Source organism: Mesorhizobium sp. M4B.F.Ca.ET.089.01.1.1, assembly GCF_004022605.1.
In the GTDB taxonomy this organism is placed as follows: domain Bacteria; phylum Pseudomonadota; class Alphaproteobacteria; order Rhizobiales; family Rhizobiaceae; genus Mesorhizobium; species Mesorhizobium abyssinicae.
In genome coordinates this window covers 1-2,607 of sequence record NZ_RZOS01000629.1, presented here as the reverse complement: position 1 = coordinate 2,607, position 2,607 = coordinate 1, and the positions used below count along the sequence as shown (strand labels likewise).

Genomic DNA, 2,607 nt, shown 5'->3' with positions numbered 1-2,607 from the left:
GGGCGCAGATCGTCGAGCTGATGCTGGGCGAAGATCGCCACCTTGAGGCCCGGCGCCACCGTCATGGTGCCGGTCTCCGCCTTGAGGCGGCCGGCGAGCATCTTGGCGAAGGTCGACTTGCCGTTGCCGTTGGCGCCGAGCAGCGCGATGCGGTCGTCGGCATCGATGCGCAGCGTCATCTTCTTCAGGATCGGCGCGCCCTCGGTGTAGCCGACATTGACGCCGTTGAGCGCAACGATCGGCGAGGCCACCGTCTTCACCGGCTCGGGGAAGGAAAACGGCCGTACCGTGTCGTTCACGATGGCCGCGATCGGCTTCATCTTCTCCAGCGCCTTCAGGCGCGATTGCGCCTGCCTCGCCTTGGAGGCCTTGGCGCGAAAACGCTCGACGAAGGACTCCATGTGCTTGCGTGCCGCTTCCTGCTTGACGCGGCTCTTTTCCTGCAGTTCCCGCTGCTCGGTGAGTTGGCGCTCGAACTGATCGTAGCCGCCGCGCCAGAAGGTCAGCTTCTTCTGGTCGAGATGGACGATGGAGTTGACGGCGCGGTTGAGCAGGTCGCGGTCGTGCGAGATCAAAAGCACGGTGTGCGGATATTTGGAGACGTAGTTCTCCAGCCACAGCGTGCCTTCGAGGTCGAGATAGTTGGTCGGCTCGTCGAGCAGAAGAAGGTCTGGCTCGGAGAAGAGCACGGCCGCCAGCGCGACGCGCATGCGCCAGCCGCCGGAGAACGACGAGGCCGGACGCTTCTGCGCGGCGTCGTCGAAGCCGAGGCCGGCCAGAATGGTGGCGGCTCGGGACTCCGCCGAATGCGCGTCGATGTCGGCAAGCCGCGTGTGGATCTCGGCGATGCGGTGCGGATCCGTGGCCGTCCTTTCCTCTTCGAGCAGAGCCTGGCGCTCGGCATCGGCCTTGAGCACGATGTCGATCAGCGGCTCCTCGGTGCCCGGCGCTTCCTGCGCCACCTGGCCGATGCGGGTGTTTTTGGGCAGGCTGATCGAGCCGGTCTCGGCGGGGAAATCGCCGGTGATCGCCTTGAACAAGGTGGTCTTGCCGGTGCCGTTGCGGCCGACGAGCCCGGCCTTGGTGCCGGCCGGCAAGGTCAGCGAGGCATGATCGAGAAGCAGGCGCCCCGCCATGCGCAGCGAGAGGTCGTTGATGATAAGCATGGCCGCGCTTTTGCACGGGACATGAGCGCTTCGCAAGAGCCAGGGGCTTTGGGACGAAGGTCACCGGCGATGGTGGGATGGCCGGCTGGCCGCGAAATGCTCGCCCGGCTGGAACCAGATGGCGGCCGGAGCGTTTGGGGCCGATGATCCGCTATTTCGCCCTCGCCGTCATCTTCTTCCAGGTCGCCACCACGGCCGCCCTGGCGACGCAGGTGGTGCTGTTTGCTGACAACACGGATGCCGCGCCGCTGCTGGGGGCCGTTCACCTGGCAGGTCAGTGAGCGCTGCCAATCTCCCTTTGACGTAGCGGCGCCTGCAACTTCACGATATGCCATATCGCGCATCGACATTCGTTCGAACACGAAAGTTATCGGTACACTGGCGCTTTTCGAGCATTAAGTTGATAAATCAGACAACTTGAAGTTCCGTTCCAACATATATTAGCGCATGGCGTGCGCTTCAGATGCGTGTGGCGCAGAAAAATCTCTTGCCGCACGCGGGATGCTTTGCGAAAATTCGATTTCATTTTCGCACCGATGCTGTGATCTTGGGATCGCGCCATGAGTCGCCGTGGGCGCCAACGATAATTGTATTGGTCAGGAGCCAGGATGGACGAGGCAGCGAAGGATCTGCGCGCGCTCAGATTTGTCGCCGACATGACGCGCAAATTGGCGAAGATGCTTTCGCGCACGCGCTACCACATGCTTGTCTATTTTCTCGAAATGACGGCGGTCGAAGCCGAAACCCTGGCCGACGCGCAGGATCCCAAGCTGACACGCGCCCGGAAAGCGCCCGAGCCCAAAAACTGAGTGCGCACAGGCCCGGTCCATCCCGATGATGCCGGGATGGCGCCGGGCGAGGCCAGAAAATCAGACCTTCTTGCGCTTCGCCACCTTGGCCGGCTGAGCCGCCGGCTTGCGGCCGAGGCCGGAAGATTTGGCCAGCGCCGAGCGGGTCGCCGAATAGCTGGGCGCCACCATCGGATAGTCGGGCGCAAGCCCCCATTTGGCGCGGTATTCGTCCGGCGTCAGGCCATGGTCGGTGGCGAGGTGACGCTTCAGCGACTTGAACTTCTTGCCGTCCTCGAGGCAGACGATGTGGTCCGGAAACACCGAGCGCTTCGGATTGACGGCCGGGTTGAGCACCGGCGCCTCCTTGGCGGCGGCAACCGAGCTCAGCTTGCGTACCGAGGCGCTGACGCTGGCGATCAGATCCGGCAGACCGGAAGCCGGAAGCGGATTGTTGCCGACATAGGCCGAAACAATGTCGGCGGTTAGTTCAATCGCGGTCTTGTCGTCGATATTGTGCAATTTTTTTCCCTCTGCCGATGATCAAGTCACCAGCTCTAGTTGTAGACTTTTGATGATGTATCGATTTTGACCGTGCTCCCCAACGGACCCATAGAGTCAATAAACCCTGCAGACTCAATACGGGGCGATAT

Annotated in this window: 4 protein-coding genes; 2 read left to right on the top strand and 2 right to left on the bottom strand. The window is 62.4% G+C overall.

Going from position 1 to position 2,607, the window contains the following annotated elements; genetic code table 11:
• Nucleotides 1–1,166 (bottom strand): ABC-F family ATP-binding cassette domain-containing protein (locus tag EN780_RS31835; RefSeq protein ID WP_133372808.1); only part of this gene is annotated, 1,166 nt, incomplete at its 3' end.
• 143 nt (nt 1,167–1,309) lie between these two features.
• Between EN780_RS31835 and EN780_RS39080 the strand changes: the two genes are divergently transcribed.
• Both EN780_RS39080 and EN780_RS31830 read left to right on the top strand, forming a co-directional pair.
• Complete coding sequence (locus EN780_RS39080; protein ID WP_189556903.1) at nt 1,310–1,447, top strand: hypothetical protein; 138 nt, start codon at nt 1,310–1,312, stop codon at nt 1,445–1,447.
• Between the two features lie 327 nt (nt 1,448–1,774).
• Nucleotides 1,775–1,975 (top strand): hypothetical protein, encoded by a 201-nt coding sequence (locus EN780_RS31830; protein WP_128276256.1) that lies wholly within the window; start codon nt 1,775–1,777, stop codon nt 1,973–1,975.
• A 60-nt stretch (nt 1,976–2,035) separates the two neighbouring features.
• On the opposite strand, the gene EN780_RS31825 is transcribed toward EN780_RS31830, so the two are convergent.
• On the bottom strand, nt 2,036–2,476 hold the full coding sequence (locus EN780_RS31825) for a MucR family transcriptional regulator (RefSeq protein ID WP_127285721.1): 441 nt from the start codon (nt 2,474–2,476) through the stop codon (nt 2,036–2,038).
• Nucleotides 2,477–2,607 lie beyond the last annotated feature (131 nt).

Excerpts from the sequence above, each read along its gene's own strand:
- EN780_RS31830 (WP_128276256.1), top strand. The coding sequence starts at position 1,775 with ATGGACGAGGCAGCGAAGGATCTGCGCGCGCTCAGATTTGTCGCCGAC.
- EN780_RS39080 (WP_189556903.1), top strand. The coding sequence starts at position 1,310 with ATGATCCGCTATTTCGCCCTCGCCGTCATCTTCTTCCAGGTCGCCACC.